General features: G+C 62.4%; 27 protein-coding genes, 1 tRNA gene and 2 pseudogenes. 12 read left to right on the top strand and 18 right to left on the bottom strand.

What is annotated here, in order from left to right:
- Positions 1 to 21: 21 nt before the first annotated feature.
- The 15 genes from QO034_RS15010 to QO034_RS14940 all read right to left on the bottom strand — a co-directional run bounded on the left by QO034_RS15010 (position 22) and on the right by QO034_RS14940 (position 12,563).
- Entirely contained in the window at positions 22 to 405 is a 384-nt protein-coding gene (locus tag QO034_RS15010; RefSeq protein ID WP_284486345.1) for an NADH:ubiquinone oxidoreductase subunit NDUFA12, read from the bottom strand.
- Positions 406 to 489: 84 nt separating this feature from the next.
- Complete coding sequence (locus QO034_RS15005) at positions 490 to 852, bottom strand: RidA family protein (protein ID WP_284486344.1); 363 nt, start codon at positions 850 to 852, stop codon at positions 490 to 492.
- A gap of 3 nt (positions 853 to 855) precedes the next feature.
- Entirely contained in the window at positions 856 to 2,124 is a 1,269-nt protein-coding gene (gene clpX, locus QO034_RS15000) for an ATP-dependent Clp protease ATP-binding subunit ClpX (protein ID WP_284486343.1), read from the bottom strand.
- A 144-nt stretch (positions 2,125 to 2,268) separates the two neighbouring features.
- Positions 2,269 to 2,901: an ATP-dependent Clp protease proteolytic subunit gene (locus QO034_RS14995; protein ID WP_284486342.1), complete on the bottom strand. Its 633-nt coding sequence runs from the start codon at positions 2,899 to 2,901 to the stop codon at positions 2,269 to 2,271.
- A 172-nt stretch (positions 2,902 to 3,073) separates the two neighbouring features.
- Positions 3,074 to 4,333, bottom strand: coding sequence for an NAD(P)/FAD-dependent oxidoreductase (locus QO034_RS14990; protein WP_284486341.1), 1,260 nt, complete (start codon positions 4,331 to 4,333; stop codon positions 3,074 to 3,076).
- Positions 4,334 to 4,361: 28 nt separating this feature from the next.
- The gene (locus QO034_RS14985; RefSeq protein ID WP_284486340.1) at positions 4,362 to 5,063 is read right to left on the bottom strand and encodes a c-type cytochrome; all 702 of its coding nucleotides are present in this window, start codon (positions 5,061 to 5,063) and stop codon (positions 4,362 to 4,364) included.
- Between the two features lie 94 nt (positions 5,064 to 5,157).
- Entirely contained in the window at positions 5,158 to 5,793 is a 636-nt protein-coding gene (locus QO034_RS14980; protein WP_407696772.1) for a c-type cytochrome, read from the bottom strand.
- Positions 5,777 to 7,054, bottom strand: a complete 1,278-nt coding sequence (gene soxC / locus QO034_RS14975; protein ID WP_284486339.1) for a sulfite dehydrogenase — start codon at positions 7,052 to 7,054, stop codon at positions 5,777 to 5,779. The genes QO034_RS14980 and soxC overlap by 17 nt, the downstream gene beginning before the upstream one ends.
- Positions 7,055 to 7,091: 37 nt before the next feature.
- Positions 7,092 to 8,789, bottom strand: a complete 1,698-nt coding sequence (soxB, locus tag QO034_RS14970; protein WP_284486338.1) for a thiosulfohydrolase SoxB — start codon at positions 8,787 to 8,789, stop codon at positions 7,092 to 7,094.
- A gap of 94 nt (positions 8,790 to 8,883) precedes the next feature.
- On the bottom strand, positions 8,884 to 9,747 hold the full coding sequence (gene soxA, locus QO034_RS14965) for a sulfur oxidation c-type cytochrome SoxA (RefSeq protein ID WP_407696771.1): 864 nt from the start codon (positions 9,745 to 9,747) through the stop codon (positions 8,884 to 8,886).
- A 25-nt stretch (positions 9,748 to 9,772) separates the two neighbouring features.
- Complete coding sequence (gene soxZ / locus QO034_RS14960) at positions 9,773 to 10,102, bottom strand: thiosulfate oxidation carrier complex protein SoxZ (RefSeq protein ID WP_284486337.1); 330 nt, start codon at positions 10,100 to 10,102, stop codon at positions 9,773 to 9,775.
- Between the two features lie 41 nt (positions 10,103 to 10,143).
- A complete protein-coding gene (soxY, locus tag QO034_RS14955) occupies positions 10,144 to 10,563 on the bottom strand; it encodes a thiosulfate oxidation carrier protein SoxY (protein ID WP_284486336.1) in 420 nt (139 codons plus the stop codon).
- Positions 10,564 to 10,599: 36 nt separating this feature from the next.
- Entirely contained in the window at positions 10,600 to 11,070 is a 471-nt protein-coding gene (gene soxX / locus QO034_RS14950) for a sulfur oxidation c-type cytochrome SoxX (RefSeq protein ID WP_284486335.1), read from the bottom strand.
- Between the two features lie 162 nt (positions 11,071 to 11,232).
- Positions 11,233 to 11,811, bottom strand: a complete 579-nt coding sequence (locus QO034_RS14945; RefSeq protein WP_284486334.1) for a thioredoxin family protein — start codon at positions 11,809 to 11,811, stop codon at positions 11,233 to 11,235.
- Positions 11,812 to 11,825: 14 nt separating this feature from the next.
- Positions 11,826 to 12,563 (bottom strand): cytochrome c biogenesis CcdA family protein, encoded by a 738-nt coding sequence (locus tag QO034_RS14940; protein WP_284486333.1) that lies wholly within the window; start codon positions 12,561 to 12,563, stop codon positions 11,826 to 11,828.
- Between the two features lie 104 nt (positions 12,564 to 12,667).
- Between QO034_RS14940 and QO034_RS14935 the strand changes: the two genes are divergently transcribed.
- The 5 genes from QO034_RS14935 (at position 12,668) to QO034_RS14915 (ending at position 17,179) form a co-directional block, all read left to right on the top strand.
- Positions 12,668 to 13,054: a thioredoxin domain-containing protein gene (locus QO034_RS14935; RefSeq protein ID WP_284486332.1), complete on the top strand. Its 387-nt coding sequence runs from the start codon at positions 12,668 to 12,670 to the stop codon at positions 13,052 to 13,054.
- On the top strand, positions 13,051 to 13,554 hold the full coding sequence (locus QO034_RS14930; protein ID WP_284486331.1) for a GlcG/HbpS family heme-binding protein: 504 nt from the start codon (positions 13,051 to 13,053) through the stop codon (positions 13,552 to 13,554). Before QO034_RS14935 ends, QO034_RS14930 begins: the two co-directional genes overlap by 4 nt.
- Before the next feature lie 28 nt (positions 13,555 to 13,582).
- Positions 13,583 to 13,939 carry an ArsR/SmtB family transcription factor gene (locus QO034_RS14925; RefSeq protein WP_284486330.1) on the top strand — a complete coding sequence of 119 codons (357 nt, stop codon included), beginning with the start codon at positions 13,583 to 13,585 and terminating at the stop codon, positions 13,937 to 13,939.
- A 50-nt stretch (positions 13,940 to 13,989) separates the two neighbouring features.
- Positions 13,990 to 15,048 carry a YeeE/YedE family protein gene (locus QO034_RS14920; RefSeq protein ID WP_284486329.1) on the top strand — a complete coding sequence of 353 codons (1,059 nt, stop codon included), beginning with the start codon at positions 13,990 to 13,992 and terminating at the stop codon, positions 15,046 to 15,048.
- Between the two features lie 106 nt (positions 15,049 to 15,154).
- Positions 15,155 to 17,179 (top strand): PhoX family protein, encoded by a 2,025-nt coding sequence (locus tag QO034_RS14915; protein ID WP_284486328.1) that lies wholly within the window; start codon positions 15,155 to 15,157, stop codon positions 17,177 to 17,179.
- A gap of 8 nt (positions 17,180 to 17,187) precedes the next feature.
- Here QO034_RS14915 and QO034_RS14910 read toward each other — a convergent pair whose 3' ends face one another.
- Positions 17,188 to 18,129 (bottom strand): zinc ABC transporter substrate-binding protein, encoded by a 942-nt coding sequence (locus QO034_RS14910; protein WP_284486327.1) that lies wholly within the window; start codon positions 18,127 to 18,129, stop codon positions 17,188 to 17,190.
- Between the two features lie 92 nt (positions 18,130 to 18,221).
- Between QO034_RS14910 and QO034_RS14905 the strand changes: the two genes are divergently transcribed.
- The 3 genes from QO034_RS14905 to QO034_RS14895 are packed head-to-tail and all read left to right on the top strand — an operon-like array spanning position 18,222 to position 20,250.
- The gene (locus QO034_RS14905) at positions 18,222 to 18,701 is read left to right on the top strand and encodes a Fur family transcriptional regulator (protein WP_284486326.1); all 480 of its coding nucleotides are present in this window, start codon (positions 18,222 to 18,224) and stop codon (positions 18,699 to 18,701) included.
- Complete coding sequence (locus tag QO034_RS14900; protein WP_284486325.1) at positions 18,698 to 19,456, top strand: metal ABC transporter ATP-binding protein; 759 nt, start codon at positions 18,698 to 18,700, stop codon at positions 19,454 to 19,456. The genes QO034_RS14905 and QO034_RS14900 overlap by 4 nt, the downstream gene beginning before the upstream one ends.
- Positions 19,456 to 20,250 carry a metal ABC transporter permease gene (locus QO034_RS14895; protein ID WP_284486324.1) on the top strand — a complete coding sequence of 265 codons (795 nt, stop codon included), beginning with the start codon at positions 19,456 to 19,458 and terminating at the stop codon, positions 20,248 to 20,250. The genes QO034_RS14900 and QO034_RS14895 overlap by 1 nt, the downstream gene beginning before the upstream one ends.
- Before the next feature lie 36 nt (positions 20,251 to 20,286).
- Here the strand turns inward: QO034_RS14895 and QO034_RS14890 are convergent, their stop codons facing one another.
- On the bottom strand, positions 20,287 to 21,330 hold the full coding sequence (locus QO034_RS14890) for a ligand-gated ion channel (RefSeq protein WP_284486323.1): 1,044 nt from the start codon (positions 21,328 to 21,330) through the stop codon (positions 20,287 to 20,289).
- Positions 21,331 to 21,763: 433 nt separating this feature from the next.
- On the opposite strand from QO034_RS14890, the pseudogene QO034_RS23370 reads away from it, so the two are divergent.
- From QO034_RS23370 to QO034_RS23365, 4 genes and pseudogenes are all read left to right on the top strand, one after another.
- Positions 21,764 to 22,156 (top strand): annotated as a pseudogene (locus QO034_RS23370) (phage integrase central domain-containing protein); the annotation flags it as partial.
- 154 nt (positions 22,157 to 22,310) lie between these two features.
- On the top strand, positions 22,311 to 22,619 hold the full coding sequence (locus tag QO034_RS23300) for a hypothetical protein (protein ID WP_321170015.1): 309 nt from the start codon (positions 22,311 to 22,313) through the stop codon (positions 22,617 to 22,619).
- 14 nt (positions 22,620 to 22,633) lie between these two features.
- Positions 22,634 to 22,837 carry an integrase gene (locus QO034_RS23295; RefSeq protein WP_321170014.1) on the top strand — a complete coding sequence of 68 codons (204 nt, stop codon included), beginning with the start codon at positions 22,634 to 22,636 and terminating at the stop codon, positions 22,835 to 22,837.
- Positions 22,838 to 22,976: 139 nt separating this feature from the next.
- A pseudogene (locus QO034_RS23365) lies at positions 22,977 to 23,260 on the top strand (transposase); the annotation flags it as partial.
- A 256-nt stretch (positions 23,261 to 23,516) separates the two neighbouring features.
- Here the strand turns inward: QO034_RS23365 and QO034_RS14875 are convergent.
- A tRNA-Leu gene (locus tag QO034_RS14875) sits at positions 23,517 to 23,601 on the bottom strand.
- Positions 23,602 to 23,754 lie beyond the last annotated feature (153 nt).

Below are 23,754 nucleotides of genomic sequence, written 5' to 3'. Positions count from 1 at the left end.
GCGCTCCGTCGATCAGGCGTCCTATTCGGGCGTCCATGCCTCGTAATCCCGGCGCGGCGCCGGTTGCGCCTGCCGGATCGACCCCGACGGCGCATAGGCCATAACCGTGCCGGTCAGGTTCTCCTGATGCGGTTTTTCCCAGGCGTTGTGCGGCAGTGGTCTGTCGGTCGGAGGTTCGTCCCAGGTGCGGTGCAGCCATCCGTGCCAGTCCGGATTGATCCTGCTCGCTTCGATCTCGCCATTGAAGATGACCCAGCGTTTGCTGTCATCCGCGTTGGAATAATAGATGTTGCCCTGATCGTCTTCACCGACCTTCCGACCCTTGCGCCAGGTGAAAATCTGCGTGTTCAGGGTCTGCCCGTTCCACCAGGTCACGGCGCGCAATAAGGAATTCAGGATGCCCATGGAAATCTCCGCGTTGTTGCCCCTGATATGACCGATCCTGCCGCCAAGGTCCAGTGACAAGGCCGCGCAGGACGCGGACCGGCGTCATCCCGGCAAGAGCGCCGTGACCTCGATTTCTATTTTATAGCTGGGATCGATGAGACCGCATTCGATCATTGTCGCCGCCGGGGGGTTGTCGCCGAAGGTTTCGGCGAGGATCGGCCAGCACGGTTCGAATTCGCTCCGGTCGGGCAACATGTAAGTCACCCGCACCACGTCGGCGAAGCTTGCATTGGCCTGCGCCAGAGCATCGCCGATGACAGCCAGCGCCGACCGGCACTGTTCCGTCACGCTGTCGCCCTGACCGACGGTGCCCGCCACATGGACGAAGCCGCCCGCGACCACCGCCCGACAGTACCCGATTTTCGGCTCGAACGCCCCGCCCGAAGAAATCCGCCGGATCGCCATTTCTCACCCCGCCGAGGCGGAGTCCTTTTCTGCATCCGCGTGGATCATCAGCGGCGCAGCATCGGACATGGCCGCTTCCTCGTTCACCACCACCTTTGTCACGCTGTCCAACCCCGGCAGGTCGAACATGGTATCCAGCAGGATGTCTTCGAGAATGGAGCGCAGCCCGCGTGCGCCCGTCTTGCGCTGGATGGCCCGCTTGGCGATGGCCTTCAGCGCATCGTCGGTGAACTGGAGTTCGGTGTCTTCAAGTTCGAAGAGGCGCTGATACTGCTTTACCAGGGCGTTCTTGGGCTTGGTCAGGATCGTGACCAGGGCATCCTCGTCCAGATCCTCCAGCGTCGCCAGAACCGGCAGGCGGCCGACGAATTCCGGAATCAGGCCGAACTTCAGCAGATCTTCCGGTTCCAGGTCGGTAAAGACCTCACCCACGCCGCGTTCGTCATTGTCGCGCACATCCGCTCCGAACCCCATCGCGCTGCCCTTGCCGCGCGCCGAGATGATCTTGTCGAGGCCGGCGAACGCCCCGCCGCAGATGAACAGGATGTTGGTCGTGTCCACCTGCAGGAATTCCTGCTGCGGGTGCTTGCGCCCGCCTTGCGGCGGAACCGAGGCCACGGTGCCTTCCATCAGCTTCAGCAACGCCTGCTGCACACCTTCACCCGAAACATCGCGGGTGATCGACGGGTTTTCGGACTTGCGGGTGATCTTGTCGACCTCGTCGATATAGACGATGCCGCGCTGCGCGCGTTCGACATTGTATTCGCTCGATTGCAGCAGTTTCAGAATGATGTTCTCGACATCTTCGCCGACATAGCCGGCCTCGGTCAGCGTGGTTGCATCGGCCATGGTGAACGGCACGTCCAGAATCCGGGCGAGCGTCTGGGCCAGTAGCGTCTTGCCGCAGCCGGTGGGGCCGATCAGCAGAATGTTCGACTTCGCCAGTTCGATGTCGTTGCCCGCCTTCTGGGCATGGTTCAGACGCTTGTAATGGTTGTGGACCGCAACCGACAGAACCTTCTTCGCATTGGCCTGTCCGATCACGTAGTCATCCAGGACCGCGCAGATGTCTTTCGGCGTCGGAACGCCATCGGTCGATTTCAGGCCGCTTGCCTTGGTTTCTTCGCGGATGATGTCCATGCAGAGTTCGACGCATTCATCGCAGATGAATACGGTGGGGCCCGCGATCAGCTTGCGCACCTCGTGCTGGCTCTTACCGCAGAAACTGCAATAAAGCGTGTTCTTGCTATCGCCGCTTGAGTTCGTTGCCATTGTCAACCTTTCCGGCTTCGATTTTCAACGCCACCCTGCCGTTCGCAGGGCAGGGTCACCCGCTTCGCATCAGCTTAGGACAGCTATCCATGGTCCACAATCGCAAAACGCGCCGCGCCGCGGCACCCCGGCGGACGCGGGTGATCATGCGCCCTTGTCTTCGCCCTTGTCCCGGTTGGCCACGATCTCGTCGATGTGCCCCCATTCCTTGGCCTCTTCCGGCGACATGAAATTGTCGCGGTCCAGCGCCTTTTCCACGGCTTTCTTGGTTTGGCCCGTGTGCTTGACATAGATGTCGTAGAGCCGGTCCTTGAGCTTTTGCGTCTCGGCGGCGTGGATCATGATGTCGCTGGCCTGGCCCTGATAGCCGCCGCTGGGCTGGTGCACCATGATCCGGCTGTTCGGCAACGAGAACCGCATGCCCGGTTCGCCGCCCGCAAGCAGCACCGACCCCATGGACGCCGCCTGCCCGATGCAGAGCGTACTGACCTTCGGTTTGATGTATTGCATCGTGTCATAGATCGACAGGCCCGAGGTCACCACGCCGCCGGGCGAGTTGATGTAGAGGCTGATTTCCTTGGACGGGTTCTCCGCCTCCAGATGCAGGAGCTGCGCCACCACCAGATGGCTCATGCCGTCATGGATCGGGCCGTTGATGAAAATGATCCGTTCCTTCAGGAGGCGCGAGAAAATATCGTAGGCCCGCTCGCCGCGACTGGTCTGTTCGACCACCATCGGGACGAGAGTGTTCATGTAGGTTTCTGTGGGATCAAACATGTATGCCTGCCTGCTTATCTGGTGAAACGGGACCATACCCGATGATACGTTAGCAGAGTCTTAGTATTGCCTTTGGGAGGCTGCAAGGGGAGGCGGACAATTAGAAGATGCAAGGCCGTCCCGGCGCACACCGGGGCGGCCGGGCGGCAGCATCGCGGAATACGCGCCGTGTTCAGCCGAACATGTCCGAGGTTATACCCGCATACCAGCCGATGCTTTCCTCGTAGGTCACCCGGCGCAGATCGGGATTTTCGCCGGTCTGGCTGATGAACCCGTCGACCTTGGCGATCTTTTCGTCGGTGGCCTCGTAGGTCGCCCCGACCTTCACCCCGTCGTCCGTCGCGATCAGCGACCAGCAGGTGTTGGAGAACTTCGCCGGAAACACCCTGGAGCCGGTGAGCGCCCCGCGCACGGCCATCGCCGCGACCTTGGCCTGGCTGTTGGCGGAAAAGCCGGACTTCGGCATGTCGCCCTGGTTCGTCGCATCGCCCAGAACGTGGATGTTTTCGTCCAGCCGCGACTGCATCGTGTGCCCGGATACCGGGACCCAGTTACCTTCGGTGATTCCGGCGAGTTCGCAGATCCGGCCCGCCTTCTGCGCCGGAATGACGTTGCACGCATCGACCTTTTCGACCGTTCCGTCGATGGTCACCGTCATGTCCACCGGGTTCACCTCGACATTGGCGGCGCCGAAATCCGGTCCGATGCGGTCGATCATGCCGGGATAGTGGTTCTGCCAGCCTTCTTCGAACAAAGCCTGCTTGGAATACTTGTCCTTCGGGTCGATCAGCAGGATCTTGGCCGTCGGGTTGTTTGCCTTGAGCAGATGCGCCACCATGCTGATCCGTTCATACGGACCCGGCGGGCAGCGATAGGGGTTGGGTGGGGCCACCATCGCGAACAGGCCGCCCTCGGGCATGGCCATGATCTGCGCCTTCAGCAATTCGGTCTGCGACCCGCCCTTGTAGGCGTGGGGCATCGCATTCTGGGCCGACACGTCCCAGCCCGGAACGGAGCCATCGACGAAATCGATCCCCGGCGCCAGAATCAGCCGGTCGTAAGGCAGCACCCCGCCTCCGGCAAGGGACACGGTCCGGGCGTCCCGGTCGATTCCCACGGCCCAGTCGTGAACCACGTTCACGCCGGACGCGGCCAGCCCGCCATAGGAATGGGCGAGGCTGTCGATCTCGCGAAACCCGCCGATATAGAGGTTGGAGAAGAAGCAGGTGTAATAGCTGCGGGTCGGTTCGACCAGGGTCACGTCGATCGCCCCGTCGCTGTCCTTTGCAAGATAGCGCGCGGCGGTTGCCCCGCCTGCCCCGCCACCGACGACCACGACGCGCGGCCTGCCCTGCCCCATGACCATCGGCGCGCTCAGGGCGGCCGCCGTTCCGGCCGCAACGCCGAGGAAGTTTCTTCTGTTGAGCGTCATGTGGGCCTCCTCCCGCAATTGCATGATGTTATTCAATCGTCCCGAAATAGGCGGCGAGCGCCGCGATTTCTTCGTCCGAAAGCCGGCCCGCCATCATTTGCATCACGGGATGGGGACGAATCTTTCTCTTGTAGGCTTGCATCGCGATCATGAAGTCTTCCGCAGACCATTGCGTGATGGACGGGATTCCGTCGTATCCGCCATCGCGCTGATGGCATCCGGTGCATTCGCTGGACAGGTATTCACCATACTCCGCATCCCCGACAATTGCCAGAATTTCAGGCGACAGCTCCACCTCGCGCGGGCGCGCGGTCGGCTGGGCTTCGGGAATGTCCGACGGGTTGTCGGAAAAGCCGCGCAGATAGGCGAGCACATCGGCGCGGTCGCGCGGCTCTGCAAGACCGCGAAAATTCATGCGGGTTCCCGACACCAGGGCTTTCGGATTTTCCAGGTAGGCGTCCAGACGCCTCAAATCCCAGACAAGCCCGTCATTGGCGGCCCGAACGATCCCGTCGGAATAGCCGAATCCGTCATTCGCCGCCGCCTTCCGGCCGAAAATTCCGTTCAGGTGAGGTCCGACCCGGTCTTTCGCATCGCTGCCGACCTGATGACAGTCGGCGCATTGCCGGAAAATCGTCTCGCCCCGCCGGGCATCGCCGATTTCCCGCGCCTCCTGTTCCGCCCCACCCGACGCAGACAGCGCGATCCAGAAAAAAACTGCAATCGCCACCGCCCGCACGGGATCACCCGGACCGTCTTGTCGAACAGGCGGCCATGGCCGCCCGGTTCTGTTTCATCGCACACATGGGCATATCCGCCTCAGGTTATTGCGTCTCCGGCGTCACGTCCAGCACACGGGCGCGCATTGTGATTTCCACGGATTCCTTGCAGTTCGCCATGCAGGGTTCCGTTACGAAATGTGCCTCCGCCGTTTTCCTGTCGTCGATGATGAACCCGTCGGCATTGGGCATTTCGACATCCGGAAAGGTCTCGTTCGACAGAACGAAATCCTCGTCCACGAGGTTGTTGGAATACAGGATATAAGCGACGATCGCATAGACCTCGTCCGTTGTCAGGGACTGCGCATTGCCAAAGGGCATGGAGCGGTTCACATAGTCCCAGGTCGTCGACAGATACGGCCAGTAGGAGCCGACCGTCTTGAGCGGATCCTCGTGGTCGAGCGTTCCCATTCCGCCGGCGAGCTTGGGCCAGTTGTCGATACCTTCCGCGAAATCCCCATGGCACACGGCGCAGTATTCTCCGAACAGTTCGTCCCCGGTCCAGACATCGCCGGAGCCTTCGGGCAGGCCGGTGCCGTCGGGGCGCACATCCAGATCCCAGGCGGCGACTTCCTCGGGCAAGGCGGGGCGTCCGAGACCGAACTTGTCGGCGGCGACCGGACCCGTCGCCAGCGTCACCGCGATTGCCATTCCGGCCAGAAGCTTACGATACTTCGACATTTTCCGCCTCTCCGCTTGCCTTCACCCACCAGGTCTGGATGCAGTTGTTGTGATAAATCGAATTCAGTCCCCGCACCTCGCGCAACTGCGCCTTGGTCGGCTGGACATATCCGGTTTCATCCATCGCCCGCGATTGCAGCAGCATTTCTTCGCCGTCCCAATCGGTGTCCAGATAGAATCGGGTCAGAGCCATGCGTTCACCGGGCTTGGCGAGCCGGGCGGTTTCCCAGGTCTTGCCGCCGTCCTTGGACACGTCCACGCGGGTAATCGCGCCGCGGCCGGACCAGGCCAGGCCGGAGATCACCAGCGGCCCCTTGCCATGGGTGATCGGGGATTGCGGACTGGGCGAGGTGACGACCGATTTCGCATCCATTTCCCACGTCCACTTGCGCGATATGCCATTGGCGAGCGTGTCGGTGTATTTGCTGGTCTCCTCGCGGGATTCGACCGGCGCATCGCTCACCTCGACGCGGCGCAGCCACTTGACCCACATGTTGCCTTCCCAGCCCGGCACCACGAGCCGGACAGGATAGCCGTGTTCCATGCGCAGCGCCTCGCCATTGGCCTTGAAGGCGACCAGAACGTCATCGAGCGCCTTTTCCATCGGGATCGAACGCCCGTTGCTGGACGCATCGGCACCTTCCACATAGACCCACTTGTCGGATAGGTCGCCAGCGGCATTCAGACCCGCCTCTTCCAGGATCGTGCGCAGCGGAACCCCGGTGTATTCCATGTTGTGGATCATGCCGTGGGTGAACTGCGCACCGTTGAGCTGCGCGCCGGCCCATTCCATGCCGGTATTCGCGGCGCATTCGCAGAAATAGACGTGGTTTTCGCGCGGGAAACGTTCCAGATCGGCATAGGTGAAGACCAGCGGCGTATCGACCAACCCGTTGATCATCAGCCGGTAGTCTTCCTTGCGCAGATCGATCGCGCCGGAGTGATGGCGTTCGAAGGCGCAGCCCTGCGGCGTGATGGTGCCATCCAGCGCATGGATCGGCGTGAAGTTGATCGAACTGATCGTGTCCGCCGTCAGCCATTCCACGTTGCGCCGGATCACGTCGGATTCGTATTCGATGGGCAGCCCGTAGGGCGTGGCATCGACGCCTTCGCCAAATCCCTGCGCCCAGTATTGCACTTCGGTGATCAGCGGATCACCGGCCCTGGCGGTTCCCGCTGCGACAGCCCCGGCGCCGACCGCGGCCGCTCCGGACAGAAACTGGCGGCGCGACGGTTTCCTGTTCTTGAAACCAAACGTCATGCGTCTTGCTCCTCTTGCTTATGATCGTGGCACATGATCAGGCCCCGACAACCTTGACGGATGTATTGGGGGCAACCGTGATCGTGCCCTGTTTCCTGATGTGGCTTTCCACCACGTCCCAGATCTGCGGACCTTCCGTTCCTTCGTTGACGCTGGCCCAGCCCGCGACCACGTAGGTCTTGGCCGGATCGATCTGCTCGCCGGTCTTCAGAAAGGTCATGTCGCTGATCCGTTCGCCCTGCGGCTTGGTCACGTCGATCCGGTAGCCAAGGCCCCCGATGCGCACCATGTCGCCGCCCTGCTGGTAGTAGGGATCGGGATTGAACAGATTGTCGCCGACGTCTTCCAGAATGACCTTGATGAACTCTCCGGTCATTTCGGTCCGATATGCCTTGCCATAGGTCATCGAGGTGACGTTCCAGATGTCTTCGCGGGTGATGTCCTGCCCCGGCAAGATCGACGGCCCCCAGCGCACACCGGGCGACATGGCGATATCGGCTTCACGCTCGGAAATGAGCGCATCGCAGATCAGATCGTCCCAGGTTCCGTTGAAATTCCCCCGGCGGTAGAGCAGGCTGTCCGTCTGGCCGATCACTTCTTCCAGTTCCGCCTGGAACGGCGCGCGCTGTTCGTCGATCAGCGCGGCGATCTGCGGATCCGGAGCGATCACGTCGGAAAAGATCGGGATCAGCTTGTGGCGGAACCCCATCATCCTTCCGTCCCGGACGTCCAGGTCGACGCGGGACACGAACTTGCCGTTCGACCCCGAGGCGACGATGATCGTATCCCCGACCAGCACCGGTTCGGGCAGCGCGTCATGGGTGTGCCCCGACAGGATCACGTCGATCCCGGCCACGCGGCTCGCCATCTTCTTGTCCACGTCGAACCCGTTGTGGGACAGGCAGACCACCAGTTCCGCACCCTCGGCGCGAACCTCGTCCACCATCGCCTGCATGTTCTCGTCCCGGATGCCAAAGGAATATTCCGGGAACATCCATCCGGGGTTGGCAATCGGCATGTAGGGAAAGGCCTGACCGATCACGGCGATCTTGACGCCGCCGCGTTCGAAGAACTTGTAGGGCTTGAACAGTTCCGCCGGCTCGTCCCATTCCGCGTCAAAGATGTTCTGACCCAATGCCGCGAACGGCAATCCTTCGACGATCTCGTTGACGCGAGCGCTGCCCAGGGTGAATTCCCAGTGGAAGGTCATCGCGTCGGGTTTGAGCGCGTTCATCACGTTGACCATATCCTGACCTTCGGTCTGGTAGCAGGTATAGCTGCCGTGCCAGGTGTCGCCGCCGTCCAGCAGCAGGGCGTCCGGCCGCGCCGCCCGGATCGCGTTGATCACGGTGGACACGCGGTCGAGCCCGCCTACCCTGCCATAGGTCTGCGCGAGGGACGTGAAATCGCTGTAGGTCAGGGCATAGGCGGACGGGCTTCCGTCCTCGATCCCGTAGAGCTTGCGGAAATCCGCGCCGGTCACATGCGGCACCCGTCCGCGATTCTCTCCGACGCCGATGTTGATCTCAGGTTCGCGGAAAAAGATCGGTTTAAGCTGGGCGTGTATATCGGTGACGTGAATGAGGCTCACATTGCCGAACGTGTCGAATTCAAGCAGCTGATCCTGCGTCAGCGCCTGCTGCGCAGCCAGTCGCGCCCAGTTGCCGAAGCCCGACGCGCCGACCATGGCCGACGCCGCCATGGACACTTGCAGAAAATCTCGACGTGAAAGCATGGGACAGGTCTTTCGTTGATTTACACACATGCGCATGTGTGAATTTATTGAGCAGGAAAAACCCCGCGCCAAGGTCTCGACGCGGGGATCGAAATCAGTTTCTGACGGACGGCGCCTCGACGGACAGCCCGTTTCCGCGGCTGGCGACATAGAGTTCCAGCGCCACGAATTCCTTGCTGCCGGGGTTGAAGGTTTCCGCGCGCGTATCGCGGATGCACCCTTTGAACCGGTCATGCGCCGTGTTCAGCTTGGTGTTCTTCAGGCGATAGACCGGGAAGCCGTTGATTTGCCCCTGGCTCAGGTGGTCAGCGCGGATCATGTTGCCAAAGTTGTCTTCGTGGCAATTGGCGCAGGACAGATCGAGTTGACCAAAGCGGGTATAGTAGAGTTCCTTACCCTCTTCCCATGCCGACTGCGCGGGACCGTCGATGGCGACATCGACCGGCATGCCGCGCGACTGAAGGCTGATCAGCGCTTCCATCGACACCATGTCGCCGGAGGTGTACTTCAGCTTTTCGGCACCCATCCTGTTTTCACGACAGTCGTTGATCTGCATCACGAGCGTGCGCACTTCTTCCGCCGGGTCGTTCCATTTCGGATAGGTTGCGCGCACGCCTTTCATGGATGTTTCCACATCCTCGTGACAGGACGCGCAGGACTTTCCTTCGCTTCCCTCGACGGTGTTCCACCGATCCATGGCTTGGTCGACAAAGACCATCCCCGGATTGTCGAAATCGTCTAACTGCAAGACCTGGGTTTCATCAGAGCGGAACCGCCATCCGGACAGGATTTCGTCCACACTGTCCGCCAAATGGGCCGGAGCGGCGGTTTTGGTGACCATTTCGATCTCTCCATTCACCACCAGTTCGGCATCTTCGTCGGCCAGCGCCGGGGCGGCAAATGCCACCGACGCAAGCGCCACCCATGTCAGCGTTCGTGTCGCCATGCCTTTTTTCATTCTTGTTTCCTCCCTGTTGCGGTTGTCAGCCGATTTCGATGGTTTTGGTGTCTTCGTAGACGGACCCATCATCGTCGAACCACTTGAAGGCAAAGTCTCCGGCTTCGGGGACAGTCGCATCGAACTGGATGTAGGGGTTTGTGGAAATCGCCGGTTCGAGCGTGACGTCGATCACGTTCTGACCGTTGAAATCGCAGGTAAAACGATTGATGATCGAGCGCGGGATCGCGTTTCCATCGCTATCCTTGCGCTGGCCGCTTTCCATCTTGTGGCTGATCAGGGTCTTGATCGTGACCGCTTCGCCGGCGGCGGCCGATTTCGGAACTTTGACGCGGGGTTTTACACCAGATGCCATTTCATTTTCTCCTTGATGTCAGGTGAGTGCGAGACGGCTGGTCAGCCGCCGCAGCCCCCGATTGTGACTTTTACGGTCGACGTGGCGCGCGCGAAGGATCCGTCGGCCATCTTGGCGATGGCCATGACATCCTGCGTGCCGGCCAGGCGAATGCGGGTCGAGGCCGCCTGGCTTGCGGCCAGCGGGCCGAAATTGAAGGTGGCAACAGCAGGCGTCGGGTTGCCTGTCGCCAGAACCATGATCGCCGAAGCTCCGGGCGCGGACACCTCGATCGGAACCGTGTTTCCGTTTTCGGCGATTTCCGGCGCGGTCAGGGTCACGCCGCCGTCCGCCATTTCAGCGCCGCCGGTGAAGGCCGCGATCGCATCGTCGGTGAGCGAGGCATAGGCCCGGATCGGCAGAACCGCCAACGCGGCGGCGCCCATTCCAAGCGCCAGGGTTTCACGTCTTGAGAATTCCATCTCTTGTCTCCTGTGTGTCCTGTGACGCGCGCGGCGTCACTCGTCTTTCAATGTCATGAGGAAGGCGACGACATCTTCGACCTGCTGGGCGGTCAGAAGCGGCGCCAATTCCCCTTCGGCCGCCTTGCCGGTGTATGCGTCGCCCGGCCGGTTGAACCCGTCCGTCTTGTAGAAAGCCGGCATCATCGAGCCTTCGAAGGTCATCTTGGCATTGGCCACGATGCCGCGCAGTTCGCCTTCGCTCCAGCGGCTGCCGGCGCCGTCCAGAGTCGGGCCGACCTCGCCGTGGAACGGAATATCGTTGAGCGCGGTCACTTCGTGACAGGCGATGCAGTTGCCCGCGCCCTTGTCCATGATCTCCGGCGCTCGGGCCGGATCACCGGGCATCCCGGTCAGAGACGTTTCGATCGCGCCATCCGAAAAGGCGACATCCGCCGGCTTGATGTCTTCCGCGAAGGCCGCCCCGGCGACCAGCGCCGTCGCCAATGTCAATCTCGTCAGCTTCATGTTCCCTCCCATGACTGCCGCTTGATGCAGCTTGAACAGTTCGGCATACCGTAGGACACTGCCGGCCCGGAACGCAACAACAAATTCACGATTGTGAATTATTGCGCCGGAGCAGCCCTGTTTAGTTGATCTTTTCGCGCGCATGACAGTGCCGCACGGCGTCTACCGGGTGTCGCCATCGTTGCGCTCGCGAATCATCCGGGCGTGATAGCGCTGGAAATCCTCTTCGGACTGGTCCAGATACCGTTCTTCCGCCACCCAGTTGAACAGGTCGAAGGTCGTTCCTGCGGAAAACGCACCCGGCATGATCGCGACCGCCTGCTCGTTTGCCGGCTTGCCATCCTCCAGTTCAGGCGGAAAGAAGATCATCGTCGGCGTGAACAATACCCTCCATTTGCGGGTCGCGTCTTTTTCCGACAGGGCTTCGCCATCGGTATCGACGATCTCGGTATCTCCGTGCAAATTGATCTGCACCGGGAAATAGGTTTCTTCCAGCATCGCCTTGACCCGGGGATCGGTGAAAGTGTTCTCGTGCATGTCCTTGCAGTACAGGCAGCCGCGTTGCTCGACCAGAATCAGCAGGCGCTTGCCTTCGGCCTTGGCCTCGGCGAAATCTTCCTTCAGATCCTTGAAGGTGTCGCGCATCCAATCGGCCTTGTGCAGGCCGTCGTCACCCATTTCGGTTGCCCAAAGCGGCATCGCCAGCACGGCGGCGAAAGCCGCCACAATCCAGTGTCTCATATTTTCCTCCTTCGTTATCCAATGGATCCGAAACCGGGAAACCAGTCGATCATCGCTTGCGCGATCAGATTGACGCCGCCGGTCACGATCAGAACAGCAAAAACGATCAGCATCGCTCCCATGCCTTTTTCCACCCAGGCAAAGGCCGCGCGGTGCCGCTGCACCCACGCCAGAAAGGGCTTGGCGAAAAACGCGGCCACGATGAAGGGCGCGGTCATGCCGACACCGTAGACGAACAGCAGCAGGGCGCCGCGCCAGATGTCGCCCATGCCGCTGGCGATCATCAGGATCGAGGCCAGGGCGGGTCCGACGCAAGGCGTCCAGCCGAAACCAAAGGCCAGTCCCATCAGGTAGGCGCCCAACACGGTGCTCGCCTCGGCCTTGCTTTCCAGGCGCGCTTCCCGATAGAGCAGCGGCACCTTGATCACTCCAAGGAAATGCAGGCCGAAGACGATCAGGATGGCGGCCGCCACGTAGGACAGCGGCTCAAGATACTGGCCGAACGCCTGGCCGAGCGCCGTCGCGCCCATGCCCAGCAGCATGAATACCGTCGTCACCCCCATCGAGAAGAACGCAGCCGATACAATCAGCCTGCGCTGCGCGCCCGGCGCGATCGCGCCGTCACCGCGCAGTTCCGCCATCGACAGACCGCCCATGTAGGACAGGTAGAACGGCACCATCGGCAGAATGCAGGGGGTGAAGAAGCTGAGCAGCCCGGCAAAGGCAGCCCCAACCAGGGAAATTTCCAGCACGTCATCTTCTCCCATAGACGCGGCAAGCTCGCGAACCGTCAGAGCTTGAATCATTCACATATTCAGATTACGTTGTGCAACAACGAAACGTCAACGGGAACCCGATGCGCAGTTTTCCAAATGTCCGCGCCGCGATTGCGCGATGGGTCCTGATCCTGCCCTTGCTGGTCGGCACGGCCGCGCAGGCCACCGAACTTGTCATGGTCGAACAGACGGGCTGCGAGTGGTGCGCACGCTGGAACCAGGAGATCGCGCCAGCCTATCCGAACAGCAGCGAAGGCAAGTTCGCGCCCCTGCGGAGGGTCGATCTGCGGGCGATGCCGGACGATCTCGTCACGGCCCGGCGCGTGACCTTCACCCCGACCTTCCTGATTGTCGAGAATGGCAAGGAAATCACCCGGCTGGAAGGCTATCCGGGCGAAGATTTCTTTTGGCCGGTCCTGAACAAACTGCTGGCCGAGAATACCGTATACAGAGAGGAAAAGGGATGATCCGCAGTTCCGCGCTTACCGCGCTTCTGATCGCGACCGCCGCACCCGCCGTCGCGGATGAATCCAACGCGTTCGTCGAGTTCCAGGTTCTGAAACCCGAAGTCGCGCAGGAAATGGCCGATGCGGCCCTGCTGGCCTGCCGCCAGGCCGGCTATCAGGTCGGGGTCACGGTCGTGGACCGATTCGGCATCCCGCAGGTCTTCGTGCGCGACCGCTTCGCCGGGGTGCATGTATATGAAACATCGCGGCGCAAGGCCTGGACAGCCGTCAGTTTCCGCACGTCCACGACCGATCTTGCCGAATCCACCAGGGCCGGCGAAATCTCGTCCGGCATCCGTCACCTGAGCGAAGCGCTGCCCTTGGGCGGCGGCCTCGTGGTCTACGAAGGCGGAGGTTCCATTGTCGCCGGGATCGGTGTATCGGGCGCACCGGGACCCGATCTGGACGACGTTTGCGCCGAGGCGGGAATCGCCGCCATCGCGGATCAGATCGCATTCTAGGCCGAGACAACGATCGGGAACCGGATTCATGACCTTACCGCAATTTTCGACGGATATGGCTGACTCGGAACTGGACGCCATGGTGGAAAACGCGACGACCGCGTCCAACTTCCTGAAGGCGATCAGCCACGAGGGACGGCTGATGATCCTGTGCCATCTGGTCACGGGTGAAAAATCCGTTACCGAGCTCGAGGAATTGCTGTCGGCGCGCCAGGCTGCGGTGTCCCAGCAGTTGTCCCGCCTGCGCCTCGAAGGGCTTGTGGTGCCGCGCCGGGACGGAAAGGCAATCTACTACCGGCTGGCGGATGACAGGCCAAGACGCATTCTGGAAGTGGTCTACGATCTCTTCTGCGCGTCACCGGGCGGACAGCAAACTGACTCTTGATCGCCACCTCCGGATTGATCAATCTGGAACCGGTAGCGGGGGGCGTTGTCATGCAGTCCATCTTGACGGATAGCCAGACGGTCGCACTGGTCGGTCTGGTCGGCGGCGTGATGCTGGGATTGGCCGCGCGGCTCGGCCGATTCTGCACGCTCGGCGCCATCGAAGATCTGCTCTACGGAGGCAGCGATCAGCGCCTGCGCATGTGGGCGTTGGCCATCGGCACCGCGGTGGTCGGCAGTTTCGCCCTGATCGGATCGGGCCTGATGGACGGCTCCGAGACCTACTACCTGTCGATCCGATGGATGCCTTTTGCGTCGATTGTCGGCGGGCTGATGTTCGGCTACGGCATGGCCTTGTCCGGCAACTGCGGCTATGGCGCGATCGCCCGGCTCGGCGGCGGCGATCTGCGATCCTTCGTCATCGTCCTGGTGATGGGCGTTTCCACATATGTCGTCCTGGCCGGCCCGCTCGCGCCCCTGCGCGACGCGCTGTTTCATCAGACTCCGGTCACGACCGATGTGCCCCCCGGTCTGGCCCATCACGCGGCGGCCGTCACCGGATTGCCGGTGGCCGGAATCGGAATAGGCGTCGGACTGCTGTTCTGCCTGCTGGCTCTCGGCTCCGCCGCGTTCCGGTCGGACGCGAAATCCGTGTTCTGGTCCGTCGTCGTAGGTCTGGCCATCGTGGTCGGTTGGGCCGGCACCTATCACATGGCGCACACCGGATTCGACGCCGTGCCCGTCGTGTCGCACAGCTTTTCCGCGCCGGTGGGGGAAGCGATCCTCTATGCGATGACCGGCAGCGCGCGCGAGGTTTCCTTCGCCGTCGGTTCCGTCGCCGGGGTCTGGGTCGGCGCCTTCATCGGATCGCTGATCAAGGGGCATTTCCGCTGGGAAGCCTGCGAGGACCCACGCGAATTGCGCCGCCAGATCATCGGGGCGGCGATCATGGGCGCCGGCGCGGTCATCGCCATGGGCTGCACCGTGGGCCAGGGCCTGTCGGCCTTTAGCATACTGGCGATCAGCGCCCCCGTGACCTGCGCCGCGATCTTTGCCGGCGCCGCGTTCGGCCTGCGCCAGCTGATCGAAGGCTTCAGCCCGGCGGAATAGCATCCGGTCCCTGTCCAAGACCGCTCAGGCTTTCATGCGCCTGTTACAGCCGGGCAGTAGCAGCGCGCGGACATCACACGTCCGAACAACAAAGGAAAACGCACGTATGAACCGCACGTCCATCCTGTCCGACCCGGAGATCGGCAACAAGGCGGAAGCCTTCGAGGCTTTCGACGACATCCCCACCAACCCGAACCTGAACCGCACCATCGGCGACGTGATCAACGCCCGCTACGGGCGTCGCGACGTGTTGCGTGGCTTTCTCGGCGTCTCCGCCACGACCGCGCTGTTCGGAACCTCGGCCCTCGTCGCGCCGCGGCAGGCCGCCGCTGCGCCGGACAGCCGCTACAAGTTCAAGGAACTGGCCTGGGGCAACGACGAGACCCACCACATCGCCGACGGTTATGACGCCGACATGCTGCTGCGTTGGGGCGACCCGATCACAACCGATGCGCCCGAGTTCGACGTGATGAACCAGACCGCGGCGGCGCAGTTGAAGCAATTCGGCTACAACAACGATTACGTGGGCTTCTGGCCGCTGAACGACGAAGGCACCAGAGGCGTGCTCTGCGTCAACCACGAATATACCAACGAAGAGGTGATGTTCCCCGGTCTCGGACGACAGGACAACCAGGACTTCGCCGGCATGACACCCGAACTGATCGATATCGAGATGGCGGCCCACGGCGGCACCGTGGTCGAGATCGCCAGGGGCGAGGATGGGAAATGGGCGCTGGTGCGCGACAGCAGGCTGAACCGCCGGATCACGCCTCTGGACACCGAAATGACCTTCAGCGGCCCCGCTGCCGGACATGACCGGATGAAAACCAACGCCGATCCGGACGGCATGACCGTGATCGGCACGGTGAACAACTGCGCCGGTGGCATGACCCCCTGGGGCACCTACCTGATGGCCGAGGAAAACTTCCACGGCTATTTCTGGACCGACGTTCTGGACGCCGAAGGCAAGCCCGACCTGTCTGCCCACCTGGACGCCGCCAGCCTGAAACGCTATGGCGTGCCGGGCCTCTGGTATGCCTGGGGCAGGTTCCACGACCGCTGGAACATCGACAAGGAGCCCAACGAACCCAACCGCTGGGGCTGGATCGTCGAAGTCGACCCGATGGACCCGACCGCCACGCCGGTCAAGCACACGGCGCTCGGACGGTTCCGCCACGAAGGCGCGGAAACCACCGTGTCGCCCGATGGGCGCCTGGTGGTCTATTCCGGCGACGACAACCGGTTCGACTACCTCTACAAATACGTCTCGACCGGCACCCTGTCCGACGATCGCGCCGCGAATTCGGCCCTGCTGAGCGACGGAACGCTCTATGTCGCGCGGTTTGACGAGGACGGCAGCATCACCTGGATGCCTCTGGTCCACGGGACCGGCCCGCTGACCGCCGCGAACGGGTTTGTCAGCCAGGCGGATGTGCTGATCGACACGCGCCTGGCGGCGGACGCGCTCGGCGCGACGCCGATGGACCGCCCGGAAGACGTGCAGCCGCGCGGCGACGGCACCGCCTATGTCATGCTGACCAACAACACGCGGCGCAAGGCCGACCAGGTCAACGCCGCCAACCCGCGCGCCGAAAGCAGCTTTGGCCATATCATCGAGATCAAGGAAGCCGGAGGCGACCATGCCGCCACCAGCGGCACATGGTCGATCCTGGTGAAATGCGGCGATCCGTCGGTTGCCGAGGTCGGCGCCCAGTGGAATCCGGAAACCAGCGAAAACGGCTGGTTCGGCTCTCCGGACAACTGCGCTTTCGACGCCGACGGGCGGCTTTGGATCAGCACCGACCAGGGCGGCAGCTGGGGCAAGACCGGCAAGTCCGACGGGCTTTATGCCCTGGAGACCGAAGGCGCATTGCGCGGCCATTCGCAACTCTTCTTCCGTTGCCCGGTCGGCGGCGAACTCTGTGGACCCTATTTCACCAATAACGGCGAAACCCTGTTCCTTGCCGTGCAGCACCCCGGAACCGACGGCACGAAGGACCTGAAGGGGTTCGAACGGGAATCGGTGTTCGAAGATCCGGCGACCCGCTGGCCCGATTTCGACCCGGCGATGCCGCCGCGCCCCTCGGTGGTGGTCGTCACACGGAAGGGCGGCGGCAAGATCGCGGTCTGATCGACCGGCTAACGACAGGATGCCAGGCTCTGCGCCATGTCCCGCAGCAGCCTGGCATAGAGTTCCGGTCCGGGATCGAGCGTGCTGCCCAGCGGGTCCAGAACCGCGACCTGAAGTTCCGCGCCCTCGGCCGCTGATACCAGGAGTCGGTCGTCGAACTGCGGTTCGCGAAAGGCGCAGCGCACGTTGCGGTCGACCAGCACATCCCTGAACCGCGCCACCTGCGCCGGACTCGCATCCGCGGCATCGCTCAGGCTGACGGTTCCCGCAAAGGTCAACCCGAAGCGGTTCTCGAAATACTGATAGGCATCGTGGAACGCGACGTAGGGACGATCCCGGACCGGGGCCAGTGTCCCGGACAGTTCCCCTGTCAGATCGGCCAGCGCCGCCTGCGCCTTGTCCGCGTTGCTTCGGTAGATGGCCGCGTTTTCCGAGTCCATCCCGGCCAGCGCATCCGCGATGACCCCGATCCAGACCTGGGCATTCACCGGGTCCAGCCAGGCATGGGGATCGATATGGCCATGGTTGTCATGGTCATGATCGTGGTCATGGTTGTGGTCGTGGTCATGATCGTGCTCGTGCTCGTGGTCGTCGCCAATGTCCCCGATCACGTTCCGGGTTGCGAGGATCGTTCCGCCTTCCACGGCCAGCAACCTCATGGTCGGGGTCCCCTCCGCCAGTGCAGCCAGAGGTTTCGCCAGCCATGGCGTCAGTTCCGGCCCCATCCAGATCACCAGGTCGCTGAGTTGCAGAGCGCGCGCCTGGGACGGGCGCAGGGCATAGCTATGCGGCGACGCCTGTGCGTCCAGCACCAGTTCCGGCACGCCGACCCCTTCCATCACCGACGCGACCAGCGAATGAACCGGGGCGATATCGACGGCCACCCGTGGCACATCGGCGACCGCCGGTCCGGACAGGACGATCAGACAAAGACTCAAACGCTTCAGCATTGCGGCAGCACCTTTTCAAAGAAAACGACACCGCGCTTGTAATGTGCAATGTTATAACATATCAATAGACAAAACACTCCTTGGACCAGGCCATGAACGCGATCGGATTTCCAACACACGATCATTCGCATTGTATCGCGGACGCATTGAAAGCGGCCGAAACCCTGTGCGCGCAACGCAAACTGCAATTCACTCCGGTGCGGCGGCGGGTTCTGGAAATCCTTCTTCAGGAACATCGGGCACTCGGGGCCTACGGGATACTCGCCGAACTGGCGAAAGACGGTCTCGGCTCGCAGCCCCCCGCGGTCTACCGTGCGCTCGACTTTCTCGTGCAGAACGGGCTGGCCCACCGGATCGAGCAATTGAACGCCTACACCGCCTGCGTTCACGCCGACCGCGACCATGCGCCGGCCTTTCTGGTCTGCCGCGGCTGCAAGGCCGTCGCCGAAGCGGAAACCGAACTGAACCAGGGCCGGCTGGGCATCGCCGCGCGCCATTCCGGCTTTGTCATCGAACGGATCGTGGTGGAGGCCGAAGGCCTGTGCCCTGCCTGCGCCGAGGGGTCGGCATGACGCCGGCCGCGCTGGTTTCCACGCGGAACCTCCGGATCGACGTGAACAATCGCACCGTCCTTCGGGATGTGAACATCGACATCGCGCCGGGTGAGATCGTGACCGTGGTGGGTCCCAACGGGTCCGGCAAATCGACGCTCCTGCGCGCCCTGATCGGGGCGATCCGGCCGGCCGACGGATTCGTCAGGAAACGCGCCGGCCTGCGCATCGGATATGTCCCGCAGAAACTTGCGATCGACGGCGCGCTGCCGATGACGGTCCGGCGGTTCCTGTCCCTGCCCCGTCGGATCGACAACGCCACCGCGGCGCGCGCGCTGGAACAGGCAGGCGTTCCCGATCTCGGTCCACGGCAAATGGCCGACCTGTCGGGCGGTCAGTTCCAGCGGGTTCTCCTGGCGCGCGCATTGATGGAACGACCGGAACTTCTGCTGCTGGACGAAGCCACGCAGGGTCTGGACCAGCCCGGATCCGCTGCATTCTATCGGCAGATCGAAGAGGTGCGGCGCGAACTCGGCTGCGCGGTTGTGATGGTCAGTCACGACCTGCATGTGGTCATGGCGGCGTCCGACAGGGTGCTGTGCATCAACGGCCATGTCTGCTGCGAAGGCGCGCCGGAGACCGTCGCCAGCGCGCCCGAATATCGCGCCCTGTTCGGAACCGGCACCAGGGGCGCATTGGCGCTCTACCGTCACGAACACAGCCACAGGCATGACCATGATCACGACCATGGTCACGATCACGAAAAGTCCGCCTGATGCTGGATGACTTCCTGATCCGGGCCGCGCTGGCCGGTCTCGGCGTGGCTCTGGCAGCGGCGCCTCTGGGCTGTTTCGTCGTCTGGCGGCGCATGGCCTATTTCGGCGAGGCGACGGCCCATGCCGCGATCCTGGGCGTGGCGCTGGCCCTGTCTCTGAGCCTCCCGGTGCTGCCGATGATCCTGACCGCCGCGCTGATCATGGCCAGCGCCGTGTCGGCCCTGACCGGCCGCGGATACGCGATGGATACGGTCCTTGGGGTCATGGCGCACAGCGCATTGGCGATCGGACTGGTCGCGGTCGCCCTGATGGCCGATGTGCGCCTGGATCTCATGGCCTTCCTGTTCGGCGACATCCTCGCCGTGACCCGGTCGGATCTCCTGGTGATCTGGGCGGGCGCCGCGCTGGTTCTGACGCTTATGTCCTGGCGCTGGTCCGCTCTTCTCGCGGCGACCCTCAATCCCGACCTTGCGCGCGCCAGTGGCGTCAACCCGCGGCGCGAGGAATTCGCCATGACCCTGGCGCTGGCCATCGTGGTCGCGGTGGCCATCAAGGTGGTGGGCGTGCTTCTGATCGCCGCCCTCCTGGTGATTCCCGCGGCGGCGGCCCGGCCGCTCGTGCGCACGCCCGAAGCGATGGCGGTCGGCGCGACGCTCATCGGCATGGGGTCGGTTCTGGGCGGACTGTGGGGCGCGCTGATGCTGGACACGCCCACCGGACCCAGTATCGTCTGCGTGGCGGCCTTTCTGTTTTCGGCGGCCACGGCCGCAGGGGCGCTCTTGCGGAAATCATGATCACGGCGACGGGATTGCAGGCAGGCCGCCCGTTGCCTAGATCGCCTTGGAATAGACCAGCCAGCAAATCGCGACAAATCCGATCGGGAAGGCGAAACGGCTGACGATATCCAGTGTCTTCGCTTGTTCCACGTGTTTCCGCGACACCAGAAAACTGGTTGTCAGCGATTGCAGCAGGGCCAGAAACACGAACAGCGTCGCCAAAGCGATGTAGCGGTCCAGCATCGTGAAATACCCAAGGCTCGGAAGCATGCTGGTCGTGGCGAAGATGAACGCCACCATCGTCAGAACCGTCGTTGCGGACAGCCCGATCTGCGTGCCGTATTGCGCCGGGTCGATCCAGAAGACCGACCAGGACATCATCACGATCATGGTGATCGGAAGAAATATCTTCCACATGTAGAAACTCAGGTGCCGCTTGGCGGTGATCGTCAGGTCATAGCCGGCGCGAACCTGGTCCAGAAACTCGAAATTCGCCTCGCGCAGAGCCGCCTTGATCCCGAGAAACTGCCAGTCCGAGATGTTCAGCACCTCGGACGCACCGGTGAAGGCGGTATCATTCATGAACACCAGTTTCTCGGCGCTCCAATCCAGCGGAAAGAAATGCAGCGAGATATTCTGCGTGTCGAACGGGAACTCCCCGAGTTTGTGGTAACTCGAAAACGTCCCCGAGGACCGCTGCAGATAGATGATGCGGCCGCCCTCCCCGACGCTGACCATGTCCGGCCAGCGTTCGAAAATCCTGCCCGAGTTCTTCAGGGCGAGCTTGGGAAACCAGATCGACCCGATCGGCAACTTGCAGCCTTCCCAGGCCGCCAGACGGCTGTCCGTCCATTGCATCCTGATCGACAGGTCCAGTGAAATGGTCTGATCCACGTCGTTGATCGCCAGCAGATCGACCAGCCGCATGCCGATCAGGACCTCGGTCGGTTCGCCGGTGGGATCGGGCCGGACATCCGTCCGGTAGGACGGTAGCGCGCAGGGGTTTTGTTCCTGCGCCTGCTGGGCCGTCGCGGCGAGCGGGGTCACGACCAACACCGCGAAAAGACAACACAACAGGGAGAATATCGTTTGGCGCATCGGCGTTCTCTTGTTCAACCACTTCGGCCGCAGGTTCACTGGCGGATATCTTCCCGGTTTTCCCGACTCTGTCCATTGTTTCCGCAAGGCCCGGACTGGTCTCGCGAACCCGCGATGGCCCGCCATCGCCGGACCCCATGCGCCACGTTCTGAAAGGTCGCCCTTGGGTCCGCTTTTCAGGTTGCTGGTGCGGGTGGTGCGCATTGAAGCCCTATATCTTGTTGTCTCATGATGTCTGGTACATGGTGTATTCGTCTGTTTTTAATCAATTTTCCGTTTCTCATGGTATCACGATGCATCAAGGCATCCCACATCCTGGGGTGGACAGAGAGGGGGACAGGTTGAGCAGGGCATTGAACAAACTTTCGGCGGCTTTCGTCAAATCCGCACCCTTGGGAAAACATTCCGATGGTGGCGGACTCTGGCTTCACCAGTGCCGGGATGGTGGCGCGCAGTGGGTGCTTCGCTTGACAGCTCACAGACGGCGACGGGAGATGGCTTGGGAGGGCTGCCCGCTGTTTCCCTGAAAGAGGCGCGCAGGGAGGCCGAGACGTGGCGCGCGGTGGCCCAGGAAGGCAAGGAACCGATCAAGGAACGTGAGCGGCAGCGTCTTCAGGCTGAACGCAATCTGCACCAGTTGAAGGATGTGGCGCGGGATTGCTTGGAAGCGCGCAAGGCCGGGCTGAAAGGCGACGGCAAGGCGGGATGCTGGTTCTCGCCGCTTGAACTTCACGTGTTGCCAAAGCTCGGCAAGGTGCCCGTGGCCGAGATCGACCAGATCGACATTCGCAACGCCCTCGCCCCGATCTGGCACAACAAGGCGGCGACCGCCAAGAAGGCGATGGATCGCCTGGCCGTCTGCCTCCAGCACGGTGCGGCGCCGGGCCTCGACGTCGATCTGCAGGCGCCGGCGAAGGCGCGCGCTGCTGGGCGCCCAACGCCACCGGGTCACCCACACCCCGTTCCTGCCGTGGTCGGAGGTGCCCGTCTTCTACGCCTCGCTGGACCAGGGAACGGTCGCGCACCTGGCCCTGCGCCTGCTGATCCGGACAATCTGGACGCGCTCGCGGCCGCTCCGTTTTCTGCGGGAAGAGCAAGTACAGGGGGACATCTGGGTCGTGCCCGCCGAGGTCATGAAAGGGCGGCACGATGCCGGCACGGATTTCCGGTGCCCGCTTTCAACGCAGGCCCTGAGAATTGTCGAGCAGGCCGCCGAATACAAGCGCGACGGATATTTCTTCCCGAGCGTCAGGAAAGGCGTGATTTCCGACGCCACCATGCCCGCCTGATGGAGCGGCGCGGCATGGAGGCGCGCCCTCACGGTTTCCGCTCGAGTTTCGGGAACTGGTGTTCGGAGGCCGCCAACGTCCCCTGGGAGGTGGCCGAGGCCTGTCTCGCGCACAGAACCGGGGGCAAGGTGGAACGGTCCTACAAGCGGACGGATTTCCTGGAGCAGCGGCGCGAACTGATGCAGCGTTGGGCAGATTATGTGGAGCGGGTGTGCTGATGGGAGGCAGAAGGGATCTTCCTGTCAATTCTTCTGCGTGATTTGTGTCAATCGATGAAGACCATTGGCGCTTCCGGCCCTTGCCGCACAAATCGACTGAGGGCTTCACCGCATGCATCCAGCATGAGAGCCGGGCGGCATGAGCCGTTGGGCTCCCACGAAGCACAAGACCGCGAACGGGTCGGCTTGCAGTGAAGCGTTGAAGCGGCGCGGATCGCTTTCGGTCTGGTTCGATCCCGAGATGAACCGGACGCCGCCACCGAGCGGGAAACGTGGTCGGCGGCGACGCGGCGATCCGGACCTGTCTGACGATGAAGGGCGAAGGGCGTCCCGGGCATGTCCGGTCCGCCGCCGCGGCAGACGGCAGGGTTTGCCGAAAGCTCGTTGAAGCTGGCCGGTCCGGACTGGCATCTGATGGATTGGGTTTAAAGCGTTCCGCTCATTTCTTTCCGTAGAAATTGCTTCAAGCGTAGAAGTAAGATCGTAGGTCGTCGCGACTAAGTCGTCCATATCGAGCCCAAACCGTCGTTCGAACGATCGACAAAAACCGCACATGTCGAGGGCTGCGCGATGCGAAAGGGGTTGACCAGATAATTTGCCAACATAGGCGCTGGTCAAATAATGATAGAACTGATTTCCCTTTCTCCTTGCCCTATCCGCCTCCCAATAAGCAAAAAACTGGTGCGGGCGGCGGGAGTCGAACCCGCACGAGCTACGCTCTAGCGATTTTAAGTCGCTTGTGTCTACCATTCCACCACGCCCGCACGGCGCGTTCGGGGCCTTTTTCGGACCCGAGATTCTCCCTACCGCCCTAAGACGCTGAAAACAATTCACTTCCCGGACGAGATGCCGGGATTTTAGGTCTGGTATGTCCACCATTCCATCACGCCCGCATCAGACCCACTTACTAGAGCAGA

This window comes from Sedimentitalea xiamensis, from assembly GCF_030164465.1.
Lineage (GTDB): Bacteria > Pseudomonadota > Alphaproteobacteria > Rhodobacterales > Rhodobacteraceae > Sedimentitalea > Sedimentitalea xiamensis.
This window is presented reverse-complemented; position numbering and strand designations above follow the sequence as displayed.

Bases quoted from the DNA above. Each gene is read 5' to 3' on its own strand.
- QO034_RS14995 (WP_284486342.1), bottom strand. From the start codon at position 2,901: ATGTTTGATCCCACAGAAACCTACATGAACACTCTCGTCCCGATGGTG.
- QO034_RS14895 (WP_284486324.1), top strand. From the start codon at position 19,456: ATGCTGGATGACTTCCTGATCCGGGCCGCGCTGGCCGGTCTCGGCGTG.
- QO034_RS14900 (WP_284486325.1), top strand. From the start codon at position 18,698: ATGACGCCGGCCGCGCTGGTTTCCACGCGGAACCTCCGGATCGACGTG.
- QO034_RS14925 (WP_284486330.1), top strand. From the start codon at position 13,583: ATGACCTTACCGCAATTTTCGACGGATATGGCTGACTCGGAACTGGAC.
- QO034_RS14910 (WP_284486327.1), bottom strand. From the start codon at position 18,129: ATGCTGAAGCGTTTGAGTCTTTGTCTGATCGTCCTGTCCGGACCGGCG.
- QO034_RS14905 (WP_284486326.1), top strand. From the start codon at position 18,222: ATGAACGCGATCGGATTTCCAACACACGATCATTCGCATTGTATCGCG.
- QO034_RS14990 (WP_284486341.1), bottom strand. From the start codon at position 4,333: ATGACGCTCAACAGAAGAAACTTCCTCGGCGTTGCGGCCGGAACGGCG.
- soxY (WP_284486336.1), bottom strand. From the start codon at position 10,563: ATGGAATTCTCAAGACGTGAAACCCTGGCGCTTGGAATGGGCGCCGCC.
- QO034_RS14935 (WP_284486332.1), top strand. From the start codon at position 12,668: ATGCGCAGTTTTCCAAATGTCCGCGCCGCGATTGCGCGATGGGTCCTG.
- QO034_RS14945 (WP_284486334.1), bottom strand. From the start codon at position 11,811: ATGAGACACTGGATTGTGGCGGCTTTCGCCGCCGTGCTGGCGATGCCG.
- QO034_RS14915 (WP_284486328.1), top strand. From the start codon at position 15,155: ATGAACCGCACGTCCATCCTGTCCGACCCGGAGATCGGCAACAAGGCG.
- QO034_RS15005 (WP_284486344.1), bottom strand. From the start codon at position 852: ATGGCGATCCGGCGGATTTCTTCGGGCGGGGCGTTCGAGCCGAAAATC.
- soxA (WP_407696771.1), bottom strand. From the start codon at position 9,747: ATGAAAAAAGGCATGGCGACACGAACGCTGACATGGGTGGCGCTTGCG.
- soxZ (WP_284486337.1), bottom strand. From the start codon at position 10,102: ATGGCATCTGGTGTAAAACCCCGCGTCAAAGTTCCGAAATCGGCCGCC.
- QO034_RS14980 (WP_407696772.1), bottom strand. From the start codon at position 5,793: ATGTCGAAGTATCGTAAGCTTCTGGCCGGAATGGCAATCGCGGTGACG.
- QO034_RS15010 (WP_284486345.1), bottom strand. From the start codon at position 405: ATGGGCATCCTGAATTCCTTATTGCGCGCCGTGACCTGGTGGAACGGG.
- QO034_RS14930 (WP_284486331.1), top strand. From the start codon at position 13,051: ATGATCCGCAGTTCCGCGCTTACCGCGCTTCTGATCGCGACCGCCGCA.
- soxB (WP_284486338.1), bottom strand. From the start codon at position 8,789: ATGCTTTCACGTCGAGATTTTCTGCAAGTGTCCATGGCGGCGTCGGCC.
- QO034_RS23295 (WP_321170014.1), top strand. From the start codon at position 22,634: ATGGAGGCGCGCCCTCACGGTTTCCGCTCGAGTTTCGGGAACTGGTGT.
- soxC (WP_284486339.1), bottom strand. From the start codon at position 7,054: ATGACGTTTGGTTTCAAGAACAGGAAACCGTCGCGCCGCCAGTTTCTG.
- soxX (WP_284486335.1), bottom strand. From the start codon at position 11,070: ATGAAGCTGACGAGATTGACATTGGCGACGGCGCTGGTCGCCGGGGCG.
- QO034_RS14890 (WP_284486323.1), bottom strand. From the start codon at position 21,330: ATGCGCCAAACGATATTCTCCCTGTTGTGTTGTCTTTTCGCGGTGTTG.
- clpX (WP_284486343.1), bottom strand. From the start codon at position 2,124: ATGGCAACGAACTCAAGCGGCGATAGCAAGAACACGCTTTATTGCAGT.
- QO034_RS14920 (WP_284486329.1), top strand. From the start codon at position 13,990: ATGCAGTCCATCTTGACGGATAGCCAGACGGTCGCACTGGTCGGTCTG.